Genomic DNA, 21,038 nt, shown 5'->3' with positions numbered 1-21,038 from the left:
GGGTAGCAGCAATGAGTCAGAACGTATACCAATTTATCGACCTGCAGCGTGTTGATCCGCCGAAGAAGCCGCTGAAGATCCGTAAGATCGAATTTATCGAGATCTACGAGCCGTTTTCTGAAGGTCAGGCCAAAGCACAGGCAGACCGTTGCCTGTCTTGCGGCAACCCGTACTGCGAGTGGAAATGCCCGGTGCATAACTACATCCCGAACTGGCTGAAGCTGGCAAATGAGGGACGTATCTTTGAAGCGGCAGAACTGTCGCACCAGACCAACACCCTGCCGGAAGTCTGTGGTCGTGTGTGCCCGCAGGACCGGCTGTGCGAAGGATCCTGTACGCTGAACGATGAGTTCGGCGCAGTGACCATCGGCAACATCGAGCGCTATATCAACGATAAAGCGTTCGAAATGGGCTGGCGTCCGGATATGACCGGCGTGCGCCAGACTGACAAGCGCGTAGCGATCATCGGTGCGGGTCCGGCGGGTCTGGCCTGTGCCGACGTGTTGACCCGCAACGGCGTGAAGGCGGTGGTATTTGACCGTCACCCGGAAATCGGCGGCCTGCTGACCTTCGGTATCCCGGCCTTCAAGCTGGAAAAAGAGGTCATGACCCGTCGTCGTGAAATCTTCACCGACATGGGCATCGAGTTCAAACTGAACGTGGAAGTGGGCCGCGATGTGCAGCTCGACTCCCTGCTGAAGGATTACGACGCCGTGTTCCTTGGCGTAGGTACCTATCAGTCGATGCGCGGTGGGCTGGAAAACGAAGACGCTTCCGGCGTATTTGATGCCCTGCCGTTCCTGATCGCCAATACTAAACAGTTGATGGGCTTTGGCGAAAGCAGCGATGAGCCGTACATCAGCATGGAAGGCAAACGCGTCGTCGTTCTCGGCGGTGGCGATACCGCGATGGACTGCGTGCGGACCTCGGTTCGCCAGAACGCAGCACACGTCATCTGCGCCTATCGTCGTGACGAAGAGAACATGCCGGGTTCTAAGCGCGAAGTGAAAAACGCGCGCGAAGAAGGTGTGGAGTTCCAGTTCAACGTCCAGCCGTTAGGCGTGGAAGTGAATGCCAACGGTAAAGTATGCGGCGTGAAAATGGCGCGTACCGAAATGGGCGAACCGGATGCGAAGGGCCGTCGCCGCGCGGAGATCGTCGCCGGTTCCGAGCACGTTGTTCCGGCTGATGCGGTGCTACTGGCGTTTGGCTTCCGCCCGCACAGTATGGAGTGGCTGAAAGAGCACAGCGTCGAACTGGATTCTCAGGGTCGTATTATTGCGCCGGAACGCAGCGATAACGCCTTCCAGACCAGCAACCCGAAAATCTTCGCCGGTGGCGACATCGTGCGTGGTTCGGATCTGGTAGTTACCGCGATTGCCGAAGGTCGAAAAGCGGCGGACGGTATCCTGAACTACCTGGAAGTGTAATACTTCTGGCTCCCCTGCCACAGCCTGACGCTGATGGATGGGGAGCCAATATTTCTCCGCAAAATACATGCGGAATCATTCTTCGAAAACCGCTCGCAAACCATACTGGAAACTCAACTCGCACGCGGTGGTTCACTGACGACGGAGAAAAACCAGCGAACCATTAACCCCACAAATAATTATCAAGAAAACATCACACGGAAACGTTTGCTTTATTCTGAGAACTGTATATTATGCGGCGGATTTTTTGGGCAAAATTCATGGAGGCGTTGTGTCGCAGGACAACAATTATAGCCAGGGCCCCGTCCCTCTGGCGGCGCGGAAAGGCGTGATTCCACTAACATTTGTCATGTTGGGGCTCACATTTTTTTCCGCCAGTATGTGGACCGGTGGCACACTCGGTACCGGTCTTTCTTATAATGATTTCTTCCTGGCAGTTCTCTTCGGTAATCTTCTCCTCGGTATTTACACTGCATTTCTCGGCTTTATCGGCGCAAAAACAGGTCTCTCAACCCACCTTCTGGCGCGTTACTCATTTGGTTTGAAAGGTTCATGGCTTCCTTCACTGCTGTTAGGCGGCACACAGGTGGGCTGGTTTGGCGTGGGTGTAGCCATGTTTGCTATCCCGGTCGGCAAAGCGACGGGGCTTGACGTCAATATCCTGATTGCGGTTTCCGGTCTGTTGATGACCCTGACCATCTTTTTTGGTATTTCGGCCCTGACCGTTTTATCTATCATCGCCGTACCTGCCATCGTCATTCTTGGCAGCTACTCCGTCTGGCTGGCGGTGAGCGATGTTGGCGGTTTAGATCATTTAAAAGCGATAGTGCCGCAGACACCGCTTAATTTCTCCACCGCGCTGGCGCTGGTGGTCGGCTCGTTTGTCAGCGCAGGGACGTTAACTGCCGACTTTGTTCGCTTTGGCCGCAACGCCAAAGGCGCGGTGCTGATTGCCATGGTGGCGTTTTTCCTTGGCAATTCGCTGATGTTTATTTTCGGCGCAGCGGGTGCCGCCGCTGTTGGACAGGCAGATATCTCTGACGTGATGATTGCCCAGGGACTGCTGCTGCCCGCAATTGTGGTGCTTGGCCTGAATATCTGGACCACCAACGACAATGCGCTATACGCCTCAGGCCTTGGATTTGCCAATATTACCGGCCTTTCCAGCCGTACGCTGTCAGTGGCTAACGGAATTATCGGCACACTGTGCGCGCTGTGGCTTTACAATAACTTTGTCGGCTGGCTGACATTTCTGTCGGCAGCAATTCCCCCAATTGGCGGGGTGATTATCGCCGACTATCTGCTGAACCATCGCCGGTATGCCGACTTCAGCAAAGCGCAATTTATTTCCGTAAACTGGATAGCTATCCTGTCCGTTGCACTGGGCATTGCCGCCGGCCACTATATCCCCGGCATCGTGCCCGTCAACGCCGTACTCGGCGGCGTATTCAGCTATATCCTGCTGAATCCCCTTTTCAATCGCAGCCTTGTTAAATCACCAGAGGTCAGCCATGCAGAATAATAACATCACCATTCGTCAGGCGCGTTTACAGGGACGCGAAGGATTGTGGCAGCTCACGATTGAAGACGGGCGCTTCAGCCGGATTGAGCCTCAGGACGCAGCTACGTTGCCACAGGGTGAAGTGCTTGATGCCGAAGGTGGTCTGGCAATTCCCCCGTTTGTTGAGCCACATATCCATCTCGACACCACGCAAACCGCGGGGGAGCCGAGCTGGAACCAGTCTGGTACCTTGTTTGAAGGCATTGAGCGCTGGGCCGAACGTAAGGCAATGCTCACTCACGAAGACGTCAAAGCGCGCGCCATGCAGACCCTGAAGTGGCAAATGGCCAACGGCATTCAGTATGTCCGTACTCACGTTGACGTTTCCGACCCTACGTTGACGGCGCTAAAAGCCATGCTGGAGGTGAAGCAAGAAGTCGCTCCGTGGGTAGAACTGCAGATTGTGGCGTTCCCGCAAGAGGGTATTCTTTCTTACCCCAACGGTGAGGCGTTATTAGAGGAAGCCGTGCGTCTGGGTGCCGATGTCATTGGCGCGATCCCCCACTTCGAATTCACGCGTGAATATGGCGTGGAGTCGCTGCACAAAATTTTCGCCCTCGCGCAAAAATACGACAGGCTTATCGACGTGCACTGCGACGAAATTGACGATGAGCAATCACGCTTTGTTGAAACCGTCGCGGCGCTGGCGCATCGCTGCAATATGGGCGAACGCGTGACCGCCAGCCATACCACGGCAATGCACTCCTATAACGGCGCGTATGCTTCCCGTCTTTTCCGCCTGTTGAAAATGTCGGGCATTAACTTTGTCGCCAATCCACTGGTGAATATTCACCTGCAAGGGCGCTTTGACACTTATCCTAAACGCCGCGGCGTAACGCGCGTCAAAGAGATGCTGGAGGCGGAGATCAACGTCTGCTTCGGTCATGATGACGTCTTCGACCCGTGGTATCCGCTGGGTACCGCGAATATGCTGCAGGTACTGCATATGGGGTTACACGTGTGCCAGTTGATGGGGTACGGGCAGATTAACGATGGGCTGAACCTGGTCACCACCCACAGCGCGAAAACCCTGCACCTGCAGGACTACGGTCTGAACGTGGGGAATTCCGCGAATCTGGTGATTCTACCGGCAGAGAATGGATTTGATGCAATTCGTCGCCAGACGCCTGCCCGTTATTCCATTCGTCACGGGCGAGTCATTGCCGAGACTGTGCCAGCCCGGACTACGCTGCATCTGACCCAGCCAGAAGCGGTGACGTTTAAACGCTAGGTCGTTATATTCCATGTTGGATGGCGCAAGCCTTGCCATCCGACACGGTCTCTCATCGTCAGGCTTGTAATAAGCTGGCGCGCACCTTGATCACCACCTTTTTGATATCCATCGGGGCCTGCGCCACACAACCCGGTTTATGCGGCTCGCCTGGCATAAAAATCACAAATCTTCCCGGCTTCAGTACCATAGCCTGCTCATCGGCAATCTGGCTGCACAGCTGATAATCATCCTCAACGTGCATCTCTTCGCACTGACGAGCAGAATCGGCCATCCCAAACAGAATACGTTCTTCGCCGGATAGCAGCACCTGAATGTCAATGTACTGCTGATGCAGCTCCGCTTTCTTGTGCTCTGGGCTCTGCGTTGCAAATTGCATGACATTCATAAAAATATTATCGCCCTGCAACTCGTAGCGCCCAGGCGTCTTCTCCTGCGGATTCGCCGCAACGGCAAGCGTTAATGCCTGCTGCAAGACCGGATGTAATCCGGCAGAAGGCAGTGAACGCAACTCATCTGACATCATAATCAATCTCCCTGGGCCAACAGCGCGGCCCCCAGTAATCCAGCGTCATGACGGTAATGCGCCGCCAGTAATTCCACGTGATAGGCCAAAGGCTCTTGTGCCAGATAATGTTCCACCAGCGCCAGATACCCTTCAGCCAACCCAACGCTGCCGCCAATCACCACGATCTGGCAATCGGTCGTGGCCTTAACATCGGTGACAAGCCTTGCCAGGGTCCGCGCTGAACGATGGATCAACCGGCTTGCCTGCTCATCCCCCTGCCCGGCGCGGCTAAAAATGGTTTTGGCGTCGCATCCAGCAAGCTCGCCTTCGGCTGCCGCCGCTATTCCACGTCCGGAAGCGATCGCCTCAACGCAGCCCACACGCCCGCAGCCGCAAACAGGCCCATGCGGATCAGCCAGCGTATGTCCCAGATGCCCGGCCAGACCGCCGCTGCCGGTCAGCAGTTTTCCTTCGCTGACCACCCCACCGCCCACGCCGGTGGAAACGGTAATAAACACCATATCGCGGTACTCGCCGCCAAGCGCATGATACTCAGCCCATGCCGCTGCCTGGGCATCATTGACTGCCAGCGTCGGCAACGCGGTAAGATCTTTTAGCGTTTGTACCAAAGGAAAATGCAGTAGCCCGCCGAGATTGTACGGATTCAGCGCCAGTAGAGAACCTTCGCGGATAATCCCCGTCGAAGCGATCGCCACCCGCGTTGCCTGCCCCTGTAACGGCGCAATCAGAGCATATAACGCGGCGCGCAGTGCATCCGGCGTTTTGCTGGCAGGCGTTGGCAATTCACGCCGCTCGCGGATTTGCAGATTACTGTCTGTCAGCGCGGCAGCCAGTTTGGTGCCGCCGATATCAATCGCCAGCGTGGTCATGACACAGCCTTCTGCATCGCGGTGATAATCTTTTTATCCTGTTGCTCAAATAGCGACATCGTTCTTCCCTTACGTCATTGCCCGGTTTAGCGCCGGGCAACCCGATTAACTTTTGGATTTCACCATGGTGCTTTTGTCACCGCCGAACGGCACGGCCCCGCTAAACGGTCGACCATCAATGGCATCATGCGTACGCAACGCTTCAGGGCGCAGCCAGCGCTGTACGCGGGACGGCATATCGAGACCAATCAGCAGGATCACCACAAATGTCAGACCGAAAGAGAGCGAGCCCAGCGCGGTACCGAGATCCAGACGTTGGGCAATCAGCGCGCCGATGATCGGCGCCAGTGCCCCGCCCAGTGCGCCCACGTTGTAGGTGAAGCCCAGGCCCGCCGCACGCTGGTCGGTATCGAAATAGCCACCGATCAGTTTTGGTAAGATCCCGGAGATCCCTTGACCAAGCATTTGCTGGAAAAACAACAATAAACCCAGTACCCAGACGTTTGAGCCGCCAATCGCGAACACTGGAATAATCAGCAGTTGCGAAGCCAGTAGACTGCAGACATAAGCTTTACGCGTGCCCAGCCAGTCACCGAGAAAACCACCGACGCAACAACCGACCGCCGCGCCAAAGCCGCTAAAGAAGAGCACTCTGGCAACCGTTGAGGGGTCATACATGAGTTCGGTTTTCAGATATGTAGGCAGCAGCGCCTGAATCGGCCACGAGTACAAGAAGGCGAATAGCACGACCACCATCAGCATGACGCCCGTCGGCCAGCGTTTCCCGCTGCTTTGCACCATAAAGCTAATGAAGATAAACGCGCAGATCAGTCCAAGAACCGCCACGATAGCCGCATTTTGCAGGTTGCCAGCAAAGCAGAACCACAGCGCGGTTGCGGCGGCGAGCGTCATCAGAATATTAATTACCCGATGCTCACCCCGGTAGAGAATGTCCACCATCGTGCGTACCGGCGCTTTGCCTTCGTGTTTCTCTTTCCAGTCTTCCGCTTCCGGAATATTTTTACGCAGCCAGAGGGCGAAGATAATGGGCAAAATGCCGATGAAGAACAGCGCGCGCCACCCCCAGATCGGGACCACCAGGCTGTAAACCTGGGCGGCGATAACTGCGCCAACGGAGAAGCCGGAAATCAGGAAGCCGCTGGCTTTGTTTCGCAGGTGTTTTGGCCAGCTTTCAATAACATAGGTTGCGCTGGAGCCGTACTCACCCGCCATTCCCATACCGATAACCAGGCGGGCGATAAACATGGTGGTGTAGCCCGGCGCGAAGCCGCAGGCCAGCGTCCCCACGGAGAACAGAATGATGCTGGTGACCATCGCCAGGCGGCGTCCGTAACGATCGCCCATGGCCCCCAGCATTAATCCGCCAAACCAACGGGAGATAAAGGCGGCCGAGATCAGGCTGGCAGCCTGCACCGTCGTCAGTCCGAATTCACCTTGTACTTCAGTTAGCACAAGGGCGATTAATACAAAATCAAAACCATCAAGTAAATATCCCAGCCAGGCGGCGGAAAATGCCCGCCATTGCGCCCGATTGAGATGGCGATACCACGGGATGCTCTGGGTAGAAGTACTCATTTTACTCTCCCGACGATTTTTGTTGTTGTGCCGGACGGCGGCTTTGCCCTATCCGGCCTAAAGTCGAAAAATCCAGGCCGGGCAAGCGAAGCGCCCCCGGCGACCCGCGATTACGCCTTTTCCGCCAGCAGTTGGTTTGCCAGCGCTTTCAGTTCCGGCAGATATTGTTCATCTACCGGGGCAAATGGTTTACGGCACAGTGGGACAGAAACCACATCCATATAGTGCAGTACCGTTTTCAGGCCGCGGAACACGCCAACCTTAATAAGCAGATCGATAACTTTATTGCACTCGGTTTGCAGCTTTTGCGCCGTCCGGATGTCGCCTTCTTTGAGCGCTTTAACAATTCCCTGATAACGCCATCCCATGATGTTGTAAGTGCTACCGATACCGCCATCTGCCCCCGCAAGCAGACCAGAAGCGAAGATCTCGTCATAGCCGTTATAAAGCACCAGATCGGGGTGAGCGCGGCGGATCTGTTCCATCTGATAGAGATCGCCTGAAGTTTGCTTCAGCGCACCAACGCCCGGCAACGTCACCAGCGTGTTGATCTGATCCAGCGTCAATTTCACACCGCTCAGCGCCGGAATGTTATAGACCACCATCGGTAAACCATCAGCGGAATCAATAATCGCGCGATAGTGATCGCAATGCTCTTCAAAGCTGAACGGATAGTAAAACGGCGTGACGGCCGAAACCGCATCAAAGCCGTAGCGATGCGCGGCGCTCGCCAGCTGTTGGCTCTCTTCGGTGCTTACCGTGCCAACGTGGGCGATAAGCGTCACCTTGCCTTTCGCTTCTTCGGCAACAATTTCCAGTACCTGCTCTCTTTCAACGCGGTTTTGAACAAAGGCCTCACCCGTTGAGCCACCGACATAGAGCCCATCTACACCTTGACCAATGTTGAAACGAACCAGGCGGCGCAAACTCTCGATGTCCAGTCGCTGTTGATTATCGAATGGGGTTAACAATGCTGGCATTACGCCTTTTAAATCTCTTGCCATAACGACCTCTGACGATGATTAGTGTTATCTGACTGCATACCTTTATACCTGTTATACCAGATCAAATAAGCAGCAATACAATACAGAACGCTTATAGTGCGATCTACTTCACTAAACACTTCATTCTTCAAGCCGCCTCTGCGTAGCTGCGTTCGCTCACCCCTGTCACATAGTTACCTATGCTCCAGGGGGCTCGCTCTCTTGCCGCCTTGATGCAACTTGAATGATTTTGTGTTTAAACGATCGTCAGGATCGCGATCACTTACGCAATTTTTTACTTTTGCTGAAGGCGTGCCAGGTCGCGGAAACGCTGTTGAGGTGTTCTTGCAGTGCGCGGTCCGCTTCTTCAGGATCGCGCTGGCGAATTGCGTCGACAATAGCTATATGCTGCTGATAACTCACGTTATTGTGCTCATACAACTCTTGATCGGCGACGGCCGGACGAGCTGCAATCAGCCAGTCTAACAGCGCAACATGGATGGCCATAAAGATGGGGTTGCCCGGGATCTCCGCCAGCACACGGTGAAAATCAACGTCCGAGCGAATGAACAACGCATTGTCATCGAGCGACTGGCTGTTGATCTCCAGCGCTTTCGCCAGTCTGTCGATTTGCTCGTCCGTCGCATGTTCGGCGGCGTATCGGACCAGGCTTGATTCAAAGAACAGTCGCAACTGTTCGAAGTGGGCAATGCCGCCGGGATGCGCGAGGAAATCTTTCGCCATACCGGACAGCTCGCTGATAATAGTATCAGCCGAAGGACGCGAAACGCGGGCGCGCTCGCCGTTGTTGATTTGTACCAGACCTTTGCGTTTTAACGCTGCCAGCGCCTCTCGTACAGAAGGACGGCCCACGTTAAAGAAGGCCATCAGCTCCCGCTCAGACGGCAACTGTTCGCCCTCGCCAAATTCCCGACGACGAATCATCTGCTCCAGTTCTTCTTCAACCATCTCAGACAGTTTTTTACGCGCCAGCGGGCGATTGCGTAAGCTACGGCCAATGGTGGATGGAGAGTCTTCAGCTTGCGAATCAAATGCGTTCATAGGGTCCATTCAGCTAAGTCGTGGTGACAAACAACAGCAGGTTTATCCTAACACAGGATCGAAAGCAGGGTGAAATGATGGTCAATCGGGCTGGGCGACTTATTGGTAATATCTATCTTCAGGATATTTTATTATGTTTAAGCATTACGCTTTTCTTTAATTAAACAGCATCATATTCGCTTCATGAAATTTATGAATATGAACGTGATAAATTATCATAACCATCTATTTTATAACGATAAATAATTTAAACATCGAATTAAAAATAAGATATTCACTCCATAAAAAGCACCCGAAAAAATATAACATCCGTTTTGACAACAGCATTATTACCGGATTTATCTTCTTCTCTGGCATGGAGTGAAACAATGTTCGGCATCATTATCTCTGTCATCGTTTTATTAACGATGGGTTACCTGATCCTCAAAAACTACAAGCCGCAGGTCGTGCTGGCCGCCGCCGGGATCTTCCTGATGATCTGCGGCGTCTGGCTGGGCTACGGCGCGCTGGTTGCTGACGACAAGAGCAGCGGCTATCTGCTGGTCGATATTTACAACGAAATTCTGCGGATGCTTTCCACCCGGGCGGCCGGACTGGGGTTATCAATCATGGCGGTCGGCGGTTATGCCCGTTATATGGACAAGATGGGAGCCAGCAGAGCGATGGTTAGCCTGTTAAGCCGCCCATTAAAGCTAATCCGCTCACCTTATGTTGTTCTTGCTGCCACCTATGTGATTGGTCAGATCATGGCTCAGTTCATTACCAGCGCTTCCGGGTTAGGCATGCTGCTGATGGTGACGCTGTTCCCGACACTGGTCAGTCTTGGCGTTAGTCGTTTATCCGCGGTGGCGGTCATTGCCACCTCGATGTCAATTGAGTGGGGCATCCTGGAAACCAACTCAATTTTTGCCGCGCAGGTCGCAGGCATGAAAATCGCTACCTACTTCTTTCAGTATCAGTTACCCGTCGCATCGTGCGTGATCGTTGCTGTCGCTATTGCGCATTTTTTCGTTCAGCGGCAGTTTGATAAAAAAGCATTCCCGGAAAGCAACGGATTCGCTGAACAAAAGACGCTGGAAAACGTACCTCCACTCTATTACGCCATTCTCCCCGTTATGCCGTTGCTTCTGATGCTGGGATCGCTTGCCCTTGCACATATGGGGCTAATGAAAGCAGAGCTGAATCTGGTGGTGGTGATGCTGATGAGCATGACGCTGACCATGTTTGTAGAATTCCTGCATAAACATAATCTGCGCGAAACGATGGATGATGTGCAGGCTTTTTTTGACGGCATGGGGACGCAGTTTGCCAACGTTGTCACGCTGGTGGTCGCCGGTGAGATCTTTGCGAAAGGGTTGACGACTATCGGGACTGTCGACGCCGTAATAAAAGGCGCAGAGCATTCCGGTCTCGGCGGCATCGGCGTGATGATCATCATGGCCGTGGTTATTGCCGCTTGTGCGATCGTTATGGGGTCAGGCAACGCGCCGTTTATGTCTTTTGCCAGCCTGATTCCGGATATAGCCGCCGGACTACATATTCCTGCGGTAGTGATGATTATGCCGATGCATTTTGCTACTACGCTGGCCCGGGCGGTGTCACCCATTACTGCGGTAATTGTAGTGACATCGGGTATTGCCGGCGTATCGCCCTTTGAGGTGGTAAAACGTACGGCTATCCCGATGGCGGTGGGATTTGTGGTGAATATGATAGCCACCATCGCACTGTTTTACTGACCCCGAAGCCAGAAAACAGAACAGGCCCCAAAGGGCCTGTTTTTTATTTCACTACGCGTAGCGCTGGGCGCCCACCGCGAGGCGGCGGCGGCGTGTCATCCGGATCGTTGTCGTCGCCATTATCAGGCTTATCGCCATCAATGACCGACATAACCGGTTCACTCTCAAAACCAGGCGCGTCGTTGTCGTCATCATTTAAGCTGGCGACATCTTCGTCGTAGGCGGCTTCCGGTTCAAACATAGTACCGGCACCATTTTCACGAGCATAAATTGCCAGAACTGCCGCCAGCGGTACAGAAACCTGACGCGGCACACCACCGAAGCGCGCGTTAAAACGCACTTCATCGTTAGCCAGCTCCAGGTTACCCACCGCACGCGGTGCAATGTTCAGAACAATTTGCCCGTCACGCGCATATTCCATCGGAACCTGCACGTCCTGAAGCGTCACATCCACCACCAGATGCGGCGTGAGCTGGTTGTCTAACAACCACTCATAGAATGCGCGCAGCAGATACGGACGGCGTGGTGTTAGCTGTGGCAAATCCATACAGGTTAACCCCGGCCCAGACGCATTTCACGTTCAGGCTCAGTCAGAGAAGCCAGGAAAGAGTCACGCTCAAAGACGCGAGTCATGTACCCTTTCAGTTCTTTCGAACCTGCACCGTTGAATTCAATACCCAACTGCGGTAAACGCCACAGCAGCGGCGCCAGGTAGCAGTCTACCAGGCTGAACTCATCGCTCAGGAAGTAAGGTTTCTGGCCAAATACTGGCGCAATTGCCAGCAGTTCTTCGCGCAGACGCTTACGCGCGACTTCGGCTTCAGAAGCAGAACCGTTCACGATGACGTTCATCAGCGTGTACCAGTCTTTTTCAATACGCTGCATGTACAGGCGGCTTTCACCACGCGCAACCGGGTAAACCGGCATCAGCGGCGGATGCGGGAAGCGCTCATCCAGGTATTCCATAATGATGCGAGATTCCCACAGGGTCAGCTCACGATCCACCAGTGTCGGTACGCTCTGATTCGGGTTGAGGTCGATCAGATCCTGAGGTGGATTGTCCTTCTCCACATGCTCAATCTCGAAACTAACACCTTTCTCAGCCAGCACAATGCGGACCTGATGGCTATAGATGTCAGTAGGACCAGAAAACAGCGTCATTACCGAACGTTTGTTGGCAGCGACAGCCATGAAAACCTCCAGGTATATTCAGAATTTTTACTGCTACCAGCCACTCAGTGGCCAGCCAGAAGTGATGTCACCCAGATTCGGAAAAGCCATTACTGTTCAAAATACAAACAAAAAATGAACGATACCGAACATTTGGGCAGAAAATTGGATGATAGTTTACCAGATTTTGTGACCTTTGTGGTGAGTCGATTCTTGAAATGGGGAAAAAGAGGTGGCAATCAGCGGATTACCGTGGATCTACGGGGAGAAAAACGATAAAAAAACCCGCCGAAGCGGGTTTTTTCGCAAATTGTTGTCTGCCGAAGCAGAGTACAATTAACGTTTGGAGAACTGAGGACGACGACGTGCTTTACGCAGACCGACTTTCTTACGTTCAACCTGACGAGCATCACGAGTAACGAAGCCAGCTTTACGCAGTTCGCCACGCAGGGATTCGTCGTACTCCATCAGAGCGCGGGTGATACCGTGACGGATCGCACCAGCCTGACCAGAGATACCACCACCTTTAACAGTGATGTACAGATCCAGTTTCTCAACCATGTCGACCAGTTCCAGCGGCTGACGAACTACCATGCGGGCAGTTTCACGACCGAAGTACTGTTCCAGAGAACGTTGGTTGATTACGATTTTACCACTGCCCGGTTTGATGAAAACGCGAGCTGCGGAACTTTTGCGGCGACCAGTGCCGTAGTATTGATTTTCAGCCATTGCCTATAATCCCGATTAGATGTCAAGAACTTGCGGTTGCTGTGCCGCGTGGTTGTGCTCGTTGCCAGCGTAAACTTTCAGTTTACGGAACATAGCACGACCCAGCGGGCCTTTTGGCAGCATGCCTTTAACCGCGATTTCAAGCACACGCTCAGGACGGCGAGCAATCATCTCTTCAAAGGTCGCTTGTTTGATACCACCGATGTGACCGGTGTGGTGATAGTACACTTTGTCAGTACGCTTGTTGCCGGTTACAGCAACTTTGTCAGCGTTCAGAACGATGATGTAATCACCGGTATCTACGTGCGGAGTGTATTCCGCTTTGTGCTTACCGCGCAGGCGCAGAGCCAGTTCGGAAGCCAGACGGCCCAGAGTTTTACCGGTCGCGTCAACAACATACCAGTCGCGTTTTACGGTTTCTGGTTTAGCTGTAAAAGTTTTCATTAAAAGCTTACCCAAATAAATAAGTTACACGTTGGTGAACACCCAAACGTTTTGTCAGTTGAGGTTCACACGACATTGTCCAGCAAACCTACCCCTTCGAATAGCCTATGCCGGCGCATAGAAAGTTTTGGGAAAAAAACTCTCTCGTAACGTGGGGTCGCAAGATTATAGAGAAGTCAGGGTCAAAGATCGACCCCTTTATGTGATTTGCGGCAGGTTTAACCGGCTAAATGTTCCCGCTTCAGGTACTCTTCGCTTTGCATCTCCTGCAAACGCGACAAACAGCGCTGAAATTCAAACTTCAGACGCTCGCCCTGATAAATTTCATAGAGTGGTGATGCCGCACTGATCACCAGCTTGACGTGGCGCTCATAGAACTCATCCACCAGCGCGATAAAACGCCGCGCTTCGCTTTCCATCAGCGAGGTCATGACCGGCACATCAAACAACAGCACCGTGTGAAACAGACGCGACAGCGCAATGTAGTCATGTTGGCTACGCGCATCGACACAGAGTGTAGTAAACGACACCGCCAGCGTTTGGTTTTCGACGGCCAGCGTCTGCATCGGACGATGATTGATCTCCAGCGTCGGCGCATGTTCACCTTTGGTTCCCGCTAATGCCAGCCAGAGTTTATCCATCTGCTGGCGGGTTTCCTCATTCAGTGGCGACAGCCACAAATGCGCCTGCGTTAAGGTGCGCAGACGATAATCGACCCCAGCATCAACATTCATGATGTCGCAATGCTGTTTGATGGCATCAATGGCAGGAAGAAAGCGCGTGCGTTGCAAACCGTTACGATACAGATCATCTGGCGGAATATTGGAGGTCGCCACCAGCGTAATACCACGGGCAAAGAGCGCTTTCATCAAGCCGCCGAGCAGCATGGCATCGGTGATATCGGAAACAAAAAATTCGTCAAAGCACAGCACGTCGGTTTCGGCCTTAAAACGGTCGGCAATAATTTCCAACGGATCGCTCTGCCCCTGTAAGGCAGTAAGCTCTTCATGGACGCGCAGCATAAAACGGTGGAAGTGCAAACGCTGTTTACGTTCGCCCGGCAGGCTATGGTAGAACAGATCCATCAGCCAGGTTTTTCCGCGCCCAACCCCGCCCCACATATACAAACCACGCACCGGCGCGTTGGTCGGTGACTCACGCTTGCCCAGCAATTTGCCAAAACGCGCCATCAGTCCGCTCTCCTGCGGTGCAGGACGTGTCGGCGTCGTAAGCGCCTGGAAAATTGTTTCCAGTCGATTCACGGCTTCTAGTTGTACGTTGTCGGGTTGATGACTGCCGTCTTTGAGGGCTTGCTGGTAACGCGATGTCGGGGAAAGGCTTTGCATGATGTTATTGTTATTCCTTGAGAATCGATGTGCCGTCGCTCACGGTTGACGAAAAAAAGGCCGTTCTACATTACGTGATATAAACACGGGATTCCACTTCTACGGGATTAGCGGTTATAGTGGCATAATCAGGCGCGGGCATGGAGCCTAAAGCCAACACCCTACGGAAACACAAGACAACGGGAGATGTTCATGACCTGGGAATATGCGCTAATTGGGTTAGTCGTCGGTATCATTATTGGTGCTGTAGCCATGCGTTTTGGTAATCGTAAATTACGCCAACAGCAGGCATTGCAGTACGAACTGGAAAAAAATAAAGCTGAGCTGGAAGAGTACCGCGAAGAGCTGGTGAGCCACTTTGCCCGCAGCGCTGAATTGCTGGATAACATGGCGGACGATTATCGTCAGATCTACCAGCATATGGCGAAAAGCTCCAGCAACCTGCTGCCGGGTATGTCGCCAGAAAACAACCCGTTCCGTAATCGTCTGGCAGAGTCCGAAGCAGGCAACGATCAGGCGCCGGTTCAGATGCCGCGTGACTATTCTGAAGGGGCATCAGGCCTGCTGCGTAGCGGCGCAAAGCGCGACTAACCGCACATCGTTAAGAAATTTATTGGGCGCAGCAATTGCGCCCTCCGCTTCTCTTCCCGTCCCAGCTATTATTTAGTCGTTAGCCTCATTGTGACCAAACCGAAAATTCAATAACATCAAACTGTTTTGAATCATCTTCCGTTTACTCAAGGTACGAGAGCAGGATCCATGAAAAAACAAACCCAGCTGTTGAGTGCATTAGCGTTAAGTGTCGGGTTAACTCTCTCGGCGCCATTCCCGGCCGCAGCGTCAATTCCCGGCCAGGTTCCCGGTCAGGCTGCGCTTCCCAGCCTCGCCCCGATGCTGGAGAAAGTGTTACCTGCCGTGGTGAGCGTAAGGGTCGAAGGCACCGCCACTCAGGGACAGAAAGTCCCGGAAGAGTTCAAAAAGTTTTTTGGTGATGAACTTCCCGATCAACCTTCTCAACCTTTTGAAGGGCTGGGTTCAGGGGTCATTATTGATGCTGCCAAAGGCTACGTCCTGACCAATAACCACGTCATTAACCAGGCGCAAAAAATCAGCGTTCAGCTTAATGATGGCCGTGAGTTCGACGCTAAGCTTATCGGCAGCGACGATCAGAGCGATATCGCTCTGCTGCAAATTCAACATCCCAGCAACCTGACACAAATTGCTATTGCCGACTCCGACAAACTCCGCGTGGGTGATTTCGCGGTGGCCGTGGGTAACCCGTTTGGTTTGGGGCAAACAGCCACCTCCGGCATCGTATCGGCGTTGGGTCGCAGCGGGTTGAACCTGGAAGGTCTGGAGAACTTTATTCAGACCGACGCCTCCATCAACCGGGGCAACTCCGGCGGCGCGCTGCTTAACCTCAACGGTGAGCTGATTGGAATTAACACCGCGATTCTGGCCCCGGGCGGCGGCAGTATCGGCATTGGCTTTGCAATCCCGAGCAACATGGCGCGCACGCTGGCGCAGCAGCTGATGCAGTTTGGTGAAATTAAACGTGGCCTGTTGGGCATTAAAGGTACCGAAATGACCTCCGACATCGCCAAAGCGTTCAAACTGGACGTGCAGCGCGGCGCGTTTGTCAGCGAGGTTCTGCCTAACTCCGGTTCCGCAAAAGCAGGAGTAAAGTCCGGCGACGTCATTACCAGTCTCAACGGCAAACCGCTCAACAGCTTCGCCGAACTGCGTTCACGCATTGCGACAACCGAACCAGGGACCAAAGTCAAACTGGGTCTGCTGCGTAACGGTAAACCGCTGGAGGTTGAAGTCACCCTGGATACCAGTACATCATCGTCCGCCAGTGCGGAGATGATTGCACCTGCGTTACAAGGGGCTACGCTCAGCGATGGTCAGCTAAAAGACGGCACCAAAGGCATCAAAATTGATAACGTTGAAAAAAGCAGTCCAGCCGCGCAGGCCGGTTTGCATAAAGATGACGTTATTATTGGCGTTAACCGCGATCGCGTAAACTCGATCGCCGAAATGCGCAAAGTGCTGGAAGCGAAACCGTCGATCATTGCTCTGCAGGTGGTTCGCGGAAACGAAACTATCTACCTGCTCCTGCGTTAACGCCTGCAACCGGACATCAGCCCCCCGTGTGATGTCCGGTAAACTCGTGATATGCTGCTGCCGTTCCCTTTATTAATGACGCCGCCATCATGTTTGTGAAGCTTTTACGTTCGGTCGCGATTGGTTTAATCGTCGGCGCTATTCTGCTGGCCGCGATGCCCTCTCTGCGCAAAATAAATACACTTACCGCACCGCAGTTCGACAGTGCAGATGAAACACCCGCCAGCTATAACCCGGCGGTTCGCCGTGCAGCGCCTGCCGTCGTGAACGTTTATAACCGCAGTATGAACAGTACCGCGCACAACCAGCTTGAGATCCGCACGCTCGGCTCAGGCGTTATCATGGATCAGCGCGGCTATATCATTACCAATAAGCACGTCATTAATGATGCCGACCAAATCATCGTCGCACTGCAGGATGGACGTGTATTTGAAGCACTGCTCGTGGGTTCTGATACGTTAACCGACCTTGCGGTGCTGAAAATCAACGCCACTGGCGGCCTGCCGACAATCCCAATTAATAATAAACGCGTGCCGCACATCGGCGATGTGGTTCTCGCCATTGGTAACCCGTACAACCTTGGGCAAACCATCACTCAGGGGATTATCAGCGCCACCGGCCGTATTGGCCTGAACCCGACTGGGCGGCAAAACTTCCTGCAAACCGATGCCTCCATCAACCACGGTAACTCTGGCGGCGCGTTGGTTAACTCGCTGGGCGAGTTAATGGGTATTAACACGCTGTCATTTGATAAGAGCAACGATGGCGAAACCCCGGAAGGGATCGGCTTTGCCATTCCGTTTCAGTTGGCGACTAAAATCATGGATAAGCTGATTCGTGACGGGCGCGTGATTCGCGGCTACATCGGCATCAGCGGTCGTGAAATTGCCCCACTGCACGCTCAGGGTGGCGGAATGGATCAAATTCAGGGGATTGTGGTTAACGAAGTAGCACCGGACGGTCCGGCGGCACAGGCAGGCATTCAGGTTAACGACCTGATTATCTCGGTCAATAACAAACCGGCGGTATCTGCGCTGGAAACGATGGACCAGGTGGCAGAGATTCGCCCTGGTTCGGTTATCTCCGTCGTCGTGATGCGTGATGACAAACAGCTGACGCTGCAGGTAACGATTCAGGAATACCCGGCTACCAATTAACGTCACGTCTGGCTGTCCACTTACCATAAAAAAACCGGAGCACATTGGCTCCGGTTTTTATTAGGCGATATCGTAGGGAGTTAGCACGTAATGCCTGATGGCGCGCAGCTTTCAGGCCAACAAATACACGCAGGCCTCTCTTCGGCTTACTTAACGAACTCTTCGCCCAGAGTGATATCTTTCTTCAGCGTATCCAGCATACCTTCCAGCGCAGCTTGTTCAAACGCGCTCAGCTTGCCGATAGACTGACGTTCTTCTACGCCGTTTTTGCCCAGCAGCAGCGGCTGAGAGAAGAAGCGAGCATACTGACCGTCGCCTTCAACGTAAGCACATTCAACCACACCTTTTTCGCCGCTCAGTGCGCGAACCAGTGACAGGCCGAAACGAGCTGCAGCCTGACCCATAGACAGGGTTGCAGATCCGCCACCAGCTTTAGCTTCCACAACTTCAGTACCCGCATTCTGGATACGTTTGGTCAGGTCAGCGGCTTCTTGCTCGGTGAAGCTTACGCCAGGAATTTGTGACAGCAGCGGCAGAATGGTCACGCCAGAGTGGCCGCCAATAACCGGGACTTCAACGTCGCCAGGCTGCTTGCCTTTCAGTTCCGCAACAAAGGTGTTGGAGCGGATGATGTCCAGCGTGGTCACGCCAAACAGTTTGTTCTTATCGTATACGCCTGCTTTTTTCAGCACTTCTGCAGCGATAGCGACGGTCGTGTTTACCGGGTTGGTGATGATACCGATACACGCTTTCGGACAGGTTTTAGCAACCTGCTGCACCAGGTTCTTCACGATACCCGCGTTGACGTTGAACAGGTCGGAACGATCCATACCCGGTTTACGTGCGACACCCGCAGAGATCAGTACCACATCAGCACCTTCCAGCGCAGGGGTAGCGTCTTCGCCGCTGAAGCCTTTGATTTTCACAGCAGTAGGGATATGGCTCAAATCAACGGCCACACCAGGCGTTACTGGAGCGATGTCGTACAGGGAGAGTTCTGAACCTGAAGGCAGTTGGGTTTTTAACAGTAATGCTAGCGCCTGACCGATACCACCAGCAGCGCCGAGGACTGCAACTTTCATCCTAAACTCCTTATTATATTGATAAGCAAAGTGTCTATTGCTCCGCGGCGGCGACCTTAATTCACAAATCCAACGAATACAACAACCACGCGTCAAGAATGCGTAGTCACGCAAATTTGGCTTTTATGCATTTAACTTACGTAAAATAAAACCTAAGTTACGTAATTCAAAACCACCCGCACAGTAGAGCAACTTTCCAACAGGTGCTGACAATATACCCTACCCACCTCTCAAAACAACATCAATTTGATAACATTTAGTTTACTTTTAAGCTTATTTGCGAGCCGTGACACAGGCATGTTTCTTGATAACGAAATTTGATAAAATTCCGCTCTTTCATAACATTATTTCAGCCTTGAACAAGGCAGACTGTTTGCATAAAAATTCATCTGTATGCACAATAATGTTGTTTCTACCGCCATATTACGGGTGACTTATGCGAAGCTCGGCAAAACAAGAAGAATTAGTAAAGGCGTTTAAAGCGCTGCTTAAAGAAGAAAAGTTCAGCTCTCAGGGCGAAATCGTCCTCGCGTTGCAGGATCAGGGCTTTGATAATATCAATCAGTCCAAGGTTTCTCGCATGCTGACCAAGTTTGGCGCCGTGCGTACCCGCAATGCGAAAATGGAAATGGTGTACTGCCTGCCGGCAGAGTTAGGAGTACCTACTACCTCCAGCCCGCTGAAAAATCTGGTGCTGGATATCGACTATAACGATGCGGTCGTGGTTATTCATACCAGCCCTGGCGCTGCTCAGTTGATCGCACGTCTGCTGGATTCATTGGGTAAAGCGGAAGGTATTCTGGGTACGATTGCCGGTGACGATACCATCTTCACCACCCCAGCTAAGGGCTTTACGGTAAAAGATTTGTACGAAGCCATTCTGGAACTGTTCGAACAAGAGCTGTAATGTCTCCTCCCCGTCGCTTCGCGGCGGGGAAAAACCTCTGATTCCTCCCTCCTTCCTCTACTTTCCACTGTCATTCATTTAACAAATGGTGCGTTTAACCGTCAAAAGTCATTCACGTAGTGAATGTGCATGTTCAAAAGCGCACATTTTGCAAAATTTTATATCTGCATGATTTTATTGCATTTACTCAACAACCGGCGTTTATAACTCTCTTTTTAATTCTATTTGGTTATAAAAAATATTTTTCTTAACACTTAATACGCCGGGAAACAATTAGCGTGGTATTAATTTATCGCGTGATTAGTGTATACTTGATTTTGTGATGAGGGTCACGAAACGCAGACCCCTATAAAAGAATTCGACGAGGTAAATATCATGAAAATCAAAACTACTATTGCAACCTTAAGCCTTCTTTCTGTTCTCTCTTTCGGCGCAAGCGCCGCGGTTACTCAGGTGAACTCACAAGAAGCACAGAACCTGCAATCCATGGGCAGCATCTCCGTATCTCAGATCGGTAGCTCACCAATGGATATGCGTCAGGCCATCGCCGCTAAAGCTGAAAAAGCGGGCGCCAGCAGCTATCGCGTCACCGAACTCCGTGAAGGCGCTCACTGGCACGCAACTGCAGAACTCTACAAATAAACCCTCGTCGTCTAAGTCCGACGACTTGCCCCCGCCTGCCGGGGGCTTTTTTATGCCTTACGTTGAGTGGCGAACGTTAAAGCGCAGCTGTCCTTCCAGCTCTTCTTCCGCTTCATCGAACAGTAAAATCAGCGCGCCGTATCGCCTGCGCAGCTTGTCCGGTAAATGGACAAATTCAATCTCCAGCGGCAGCGGTAAAACTTCCCCGATAACCACCTCCCACAGAGAATCTAAATCAACCACCTTTTCCCGGGCGAGACCGAACGTGCGCGTAAACTCGCGATAGAAATCACCCTGGTCTTCTATCTCGTCAAAATCAAATGTATAGATGTTCATCTATAGCCACCATCCCGACGCCAGCCACTCTACAGACCGCCAATATGCAAGGGTCTCTCGTATTTTCAGGTAAGTATAGCCATAAAAAAACCGACGCTTTT

At 52.7% G+C, this 21,038-nt stretch carries 21 protein-coding genes; 9 read left to right on the top strand and 12 right to left on the bottom strand.

The window, feature by feature from the left end; genetic code table 11:
* Positions 1 to 11 precede the first annotated feature (11 nt).
* The 3 genes from OGW16_RS18795 (at position 12) to OGW16_RS18785 (ending at position 4,222) form a co-directional block, all read left to right on the top strand.
* Entirely contained in the window at positions 12 to 1,430 is a 1,419-nt protein-coding gene (locus OGW16_RS18795) for a glutamate synthase small subunit (protein ID WP_003828781.1), read from the top strand.
* 271 nt (positions 1,431 to 1,701) lie between these two features.
* Complete coding sequence (gene codB / locus OGW16_RS18790; RefSeq protein ID WP_043017806.1) at positions 1,702 to 2,952, top strand: cytosine permease; 1,251 nt, start codon at positions 1,702 to 1,704, stop codon at positions 2,950 to 2,952.
* Positions 2,942 to 4,222, top strand: coding sequence for a cytosine deaminase (locus OGW16_RS18785; protein ID WP_286518689.1), 1,281 nt, complete (start codon positions 2,942 to 2,944; stop codon positions 4,220 to 4,222). Before codB ends, OGW16_RS18785 begins: the two co-directional genes overlap by 11 nt.
* Positions 4,223 to 4,280: 58 nt before the next feature.
* Here OGW16_RS18785 and nanQ read toward each other — a convergent pair whose 3' ends face one another.
* The 5 genes from nanQ to nanR all read right to left on the bottom strand — a co-directional run bounded on the left by nanQ (position 4,281) and on the right by nanR (position 9,270).
* Complete coding sequence (gene nanQ / locus OGW16_RS18780) at positions 4,281 to 4,748, bottom strand: N-acetylneuraminate anomerase (protein WP_047408316.1); 468 nt, start codon at positions 4,746 to 4,748, stop codon at positions 4,281 to 4,283.
* A 2-nt stretch (positions 4,749 to 4,750) separates the two neighbouring features.
* Positions 4,751 to 5,620, bottom strand: coding sequence for an N-acetylmannosamine kinase (nanK, locus tag OGW16_RS18775; protein WP_286518688.1), 870 nt, complete (start codon positions 5,618 to 5,620; stop codon positions 4,751 to 4,753).
* A gap of 105 nt (positions 5,621 to 5,725) precedes the next feature.
* Positions 5,726 to 7,216, bottom strand: a complete 1,491-nt coding sequence (locus tag OGW16_RS18770; RefSeq protein ID WP_043017810.1) for an MFS transporter — start codon at positions 7,214 to 7,216, stop codon at positions 5,726 to 5,728.
* A 110-nt stretch (positions 7,217 to 7,326) separates the two neighbouring features.
* On the bottom strand, positions 7,327 to 8,220 hold the full coding sequence (nanA, locus tag OGW16_RS18765; protein ID WP_047408311.1) for an N-acetylneuraminate lyase: 894 nt from the start codon (positions 8,218 to 8,220) through the stop codon (positions 7,327 to 7,329).
* A 258-nt stretch (positions 8,221 to 8,478) separates the two neighbouring features.
* Positions 8,479 to 9,270, bottom strand: coding sequence for a transcriptional regulator NanR (gene nanR / locus OGW16_RS18760; RefSeq protein ID WP_075145571.1), 792 nt, complete (start codon positions 9,268 to 9,270; stop codon positions 8,479 to 8,481).
* Positions 9,271 to 9,629: 359 nt separating this feature from the next.
* Between nanR and dcuC the strand changes: the two genes are divergently transcribed.
* The gene (dcuC, locus tag OGW16_RS18755) at positions 9,630 to 10,997 is read left to right on the top strand and encodes an anaerobic C4-dicarboxylate transporter DcuC (protein ID WP_075145570.1); all 1,368 of its coding nucleotides are present in this window, start codon (positions 9,630 to 9,632) and stop codon (positions 10,995 to 10,997) included.
* 43 nt (positions 10,998 to 11,040) lie between these two features.
* Here the strand turns inward: dcuC and sspB are convergent, their stop codons facing one another.
* The 5 genes from sspB to zapE form a co-directional block, all read right to left on the bottom strand.
* A complete protein-coding gene (gene sspB, locus OGW16_RS18750; RefSeq protein ID WP_043017814.1) occupies positions 11,041 to 11,544 on the bottom strand; it encodes a ClpXP protease specificity-enhancing factor in 504 nt (167 codons plus the stop codon).
* A 5-nt stretch (positions 11,545 to 11,549) separates the two neighbouring features.
* Positions 11,550 to 12,188, bottom strand: coding sequence for a stringent starvation protein SspA (sspA, locus tag OGW16_RS18745; protein ID WP_003025132.1), 639 nt, complete (start codon positions 12,186 to 12,188; stop codon positions 11,550 to 11,552).
* A 315-nt stretch (positions 12,189 to 12,503) separates the two neighbouring features.
* Positions 12,504 to 12,896 (bottom strand): 30S ribosomal protein S9, encoded by a 393-nt coding sequence (gene rpsI / locus OGW16_RS18740; protein WP_003025138.1) that lies wholly within the window; start codon positions 12,894 to 12,896, stop codon positions 12,504 to 12,506.
* Between the two features lie 15 nt (positions 12,897 to 12,911).
* On the bottom strand, positions 12,912 to 13,340 hold the full coding sequence (gene rplM / locus OGW16_RS18735) for a 50S ribosomal protein L13 (RefSeq protein WP_003025141.1): 429 nt from the start codon (positions 13,338 to 13,340) through the stop codon (positions 12,912 to 12,914).
* Positions 13,341 to 13,558: 218 nt separating this feature from the next.
* Positions 13,559 to 14,686 (bottom strand): cell division protein ZapE, encoded by a 1,128-nt coding sequence (gene zapE / locus OGW16_RS18730; protein ID WP_043017815.1) that lies wholly within the window; start codon positions 14,684 to 14,686, stop codon positions 13,559 to 13,561.
* A gap of 192 nt (positions 14,687 to 14,878) precedes the next feature.
* Between zapE and zapG the strand changes: the two genes are divergently transcribed.
* The 3 genes from zapG to degS all read left to right on the top strand — a co-directional run bounded on the left by zapG (position 14,879) and on the right by degS (position 17,970).
* Entirely contained in the window at positions 14,879 to 15,277 is a 399-nt protein-coding gene (gene zapG, locus OGW16_RS18725) for a Z-ring associated protein ZapG (protein ID WP_003025147.1), read from the top strand.
* Between the two features lie 168 nt (positions 15,278 to 15,445).
* Positions 15,446 to 16,813, top strand: coding sequence for a serine endoprotease DegQ (gene degQ, locus OGW16_RS18720; RefSeq protein WP_043017816.1), 1,368 nt, complete (start codon positions 15,446 to 15,448; stop codon positions 16,811 to 16,813).
* An 89-nt stretch (positions 16,814 to 16,902) separates the two neighbouring features.
* The gene (degS, locus tag OGW16_RS18715; protein WP_003025154.1) at positions 16,903 to 17,970 is read left to right on the top strand and encodes an outer membrane-stress sensor serine endopeptidase DegS; all 1,068 of its coding nucleotides are present in this window, start codon (positions 16,903 to 16,905) and stop codon (positions 17,968 to 17,970) included.
* A gap of 146 nt (positions 17,971 to 18,116) precedes the next feature.
* Here the strand turns inward: degS and mdh are convergent, their stop codons facing one another.
* Positions 18,117 to 19,052: a malate dehydrogenase gene (mdh, locus tag OGW16_RS18710; protein WP_003025158.1), complete on the bottom strand. Its 936-nt coding sequence runs from the start codon at positions 19,050 to 19,052 to the stop codon at positions 18,117 to 18,119.
* 436 nt (positions 19,053 to 19,488) lie between these two features.
* Here mdh and argR point away from each other — a divergent pair, with 436 nt between their 5' ends.
* Both argR and yhcN read left to right on the top strand, forming a co-directional pair.
* The gene (argR, locus tag OGW16_RS18705; RefSeq protein ID WP_003025162.1) at positions 19,489 to 19,959 is read left to right on the top strand and encodes a transcriptional regulator ArgR; all 471 of its coding nucleotides are present in this window, start codon (positions 19,489 to 19,491) and stop codon (positions 19,957 to 19,959) included.
* 375 nt (positions 19,960 to 20,334) lie between these two features.
* Positions 20,335 to 20,601 carry a peroxide/acid stress response protein YhcN gene (gene yhcN / locus OGW16_RS18700; protein ID WP_003025165.1) on the top strand — a complete coding sequence of 89 codons (267 nt, stop codon included), beginning with the start codon at positions 20,335 to 20,337 and terminating at the stop codon, positions 20,599 to 20,601.
* Between the two features lie 57 nt (positions 20,602 to 20,658).
* Here yhcN and OGW16_RS18695 read toward each other — a convergent pair whose 3' ends face one another.
* A complete protein-coding gene (locus tag OGW16_RS18695) occupies positions 20,659 to 20,937 on the bottom strand; it encodes a barstar family protein (protein ID WP_043017817.1) in 279 nt (92 codons plus the stop codon).
* Between the last annotated feature and the right edge of the window lie 101 nt (positions 20,938 to 21,038).

The organism is Citrobacter sp. Ce104 (assembly GCF_030334595.1).
Taxonomy (GTDB): Bacteria; Pseudomonadota; Gammaproteobacteria; order Enterobacterales; family Enterobacteriaceae; genus Citrobacter; species Citrobacter europaeus.
This window is presented reverse-complemented; position numbering and strand designations above follow the sequence as displayed.

What these genes read in the sequence shown, in the direction of transcription:
- OGW16_RS18795 (WP_003828781.1), top strand. Translation starts at nt 12, where the DNA reads ATGAGTCAGAACGTATACCAATTTATCGACCTGCAGCGTGTTGATCCG.
- OGW16_RS18785 (WP_286518689.1), top strand. Translation starts at nt 2,942, where the DNA reads ATGCAGAATAATAACATCACCATTCGTCAGGCGCGTTTACAGGGACGC.
- nanQ (WP_047408316.1), bottom strand. Translation starts at nt 4,748, where the DNA reads ATGATGTCAGATGAGTTGCGTTCACTGCCTTCTGCCGGATTACATCCG.
- nanK (WP_286518688.1), bottom strand. Translation starts at nt 5,620, where the DNA reads ATGACCACGCTGGCGATTGATATCGGCGGCACCAAACTGGCTGCCGCG.
- OGW16_RS18770 (WP_043017810.1), bottom strand. Translation starts at nt 7,216, where the DNA reads ATGAGTACTTCTACCCAGAGCATCCCGTGGTATCGCCATCTCAATCGG.
- nanA (WP_047408311.1), bottom strand. Translation starts at nt 8,220, where the DNA reads ATGGCAAGAGATTTAAAAGGCGTAATGCCAGCATTGTTAACCCCATTC.
- nanR (WP_075145571.1), bottom strand. Translation starts at nt 9,270, where the DNA reads ATGGACCCTATGAACGCATTTGATTCGCAAGCTGAAGACTCTCCATCC.
- dcuC (WP_075145570.1), top strand. Translation starts at nt 9,630, where the DNA reads ATGTTCGGCATCATTATCTCTGTCATCGTTTTATTAACGATGGGTTAC.
- sspB (WP_043017814.1), bottom strand. Translation starts at nt 11,544, where the DNA reads ATGGATTTGCCACAGCTAACACCACGCCGTCCGTATCTGCTGCGCGCA.
- sspA (WP_003025132.1), bottom strand. Translation starts at nt 12,188, where the DNA reads ATGGCTGTCGCTGCCAACAAACGTTCGGTAATGACGCTGTTTTCTGGT.
- rpsI (WP_003025138.1), bottom strand. Translation starts at nt 12,896, where the DNA reads ATGGCTGAAAATCAATACTACGGCACTGGTCGCCGCAAAAGTTCCGCA.
- rplM (WP_003025141.1), bottom strand. Translation starts at nt 13,340, where the DNA reads ATGAAAACTTTTACAGCTAAACCAGAAACCGTAAAACGCGACTGGTAT.
- zapE (WP_043017815.1), bottom strand. Translation starts at nt 14,686, where the DNA reads ATGCAAAGCCTTTCCCCGACATCGCGTTACCAGCAAGCCCTCAAAGAC.
- zapG (WP_003025147.1), top strand. Translation starts at nt 14,879, where the DNA reads ATGACCTGGGAATATGCGCTAATTGGGTTAGTCGTCGGTATCATTATT.
- degQ (WP_043017816.1), top strand. Translation starts at nt 15,446, where the DNA reads ATGAAAAAACAAACCCAGCTGTTGAGTGCATTAGCGTTAAGTGTCGGG.
- degS (WP_003025154.1), top strand. Translation starts at nt 16,903, where the DNA reads ATGTTTGTGAAGCTTTTACGTTCGGTCGCGATTGGTTTAATCGTCGGC.
- mdh (WP_003025158.1), bottom strand. Translation starts at nt 19,052, where the DNA reads ATGAAAGTTGCAGTCCTCGGCGCTGCTGGTGGTATCGGTCAGGCGCTA.
- argR (WP_003025162.1), top strand. Translation starts at nt 19,489, where the DNA reads ATGCGAAGCTCGGCAAAACAAGAAGAATTAGTAAAGGCGTTTAAAGCG.
- yhcN (WP_003025165.1), top strand. Translation starts at nt 20,335, where the DNA reads ATGAAAATCAAAACTACTATTGCAACCTTAAGCCTTCTTTCTGTTCTC.
- OGW16_RS18695 (WP_043017817.1), bottom strand. Translation starts at nt 20,937, where the DNA reads ATGAACATCTATACATTTGATTTTGACGAGATAGAAGACCAGGGTGAT.